1 protein-coding gene is annotated in these 1,051 nt (G+C 64.0%); it reads right to left on the reverse strand.

Annotated elements, in window-relative coordinates; genetic code table 11:
* A partial coding sequence (locus HLH25_RS19885; RefSeq protein WP_182975729.1) for an IS256 family transposase occupies window positions 1-1,051 on the reverse strand: 1,051 nt, incomplete at both ends.

Below are 1,051 nucleotides of genomic sequence, written 5' to 3' on the forward strand. Positions count from 1 at the left end.
CCTTTGCCATGGACCATTCCCTCGGGGGCATGATCCATTCTTTCTCGGCCCGGTTCAAGGCCAGGAAGAGGAGCTTGAGGGCCGCGTCGTCATTGGGGAAATGACCCCTGGCCCGGACGGCCCGCCTCAGCTTGGCATTCAGCGCCTCTATGGCATTGGTGGTGTAGATCAATTTTCGGACCTCGGCGGGGAAGGCATAGAAGGGTATGACCTCCTCCCAGGCCCGCTCCCAGGACTGGACGATGGCCACGTATTTCCGGCCCCAGGAGCTTTCGGCAAAGGCGGCCAGGGCCGCTTTACCGGCCTCGGCGTCCACCGCCCGGTAGATGTCCTTCAGGGCCGTGGCCACGGATTTGCGGTCTTTCCAGGCGACAAAGTCCAGCGAATGGCGCAGCAGATGAACGATGCAGGTCTGCACCAGGGCTTCGGGGAACACGGCGCGGATGGCATCGGGGAAGCCTTTCAGCCCGTCGACCACGGCCAGCAGGATGTCCTCGACGCCGCGATGGCGCAGTTCGTTCATGACGCGGAGCCAGAATTTGGCGCCCTCGTTCTGCTCGATCCACAGGCCAAGGACTTCCTTGGTGCCGTCAGCGCGCACGCCCAGGGCAATATGCACCGCCTTGTTGCGCACCACGCTTTCGTCGCGGATCTTCACCCGCAGGGCATCGAAGAACACCACCGGGTAGACCGTCTCCAGCGGCCGGTTCTGCCAGGCGGCCACTTCGTCCAGCACGGCGTCGGTGATGACGCTGATCAGGTCCGGCGAGGCTTCCACCCCATAGATTTCAAGCAGATGGCCCTGGATCTCGCGCACGCTCATGCCGCGCGCATACATCGAGATGATCCGATCGTCGAAACCGGGAAACCGCCGCCGGTAGCGCGCGATCAGTTGCGGATCGAACGTGCCGGCCCGGTCGCGCGGGATATCCAGCCTCACCCGCCCAACATCCGTCAGAACCGTCTTTTGCCCATAGCCGTTGCGGCAGTTCGGGCGGCCGGTCGCTGCCTCGCCGTCCAGATGGTGGTCCAGTTCGGCGTTGAGCAACCG

This window comes from Gluconacetobacter dulcium (assembly GCF_014174165.1).
Classification (GTDB): Bacteria; Pseudomonadota; Alphaproteobacteria; order Acetobacterales; family Acetobacteraceae; genus Gluconacetobacter; species Gluconacetobacter dulcium.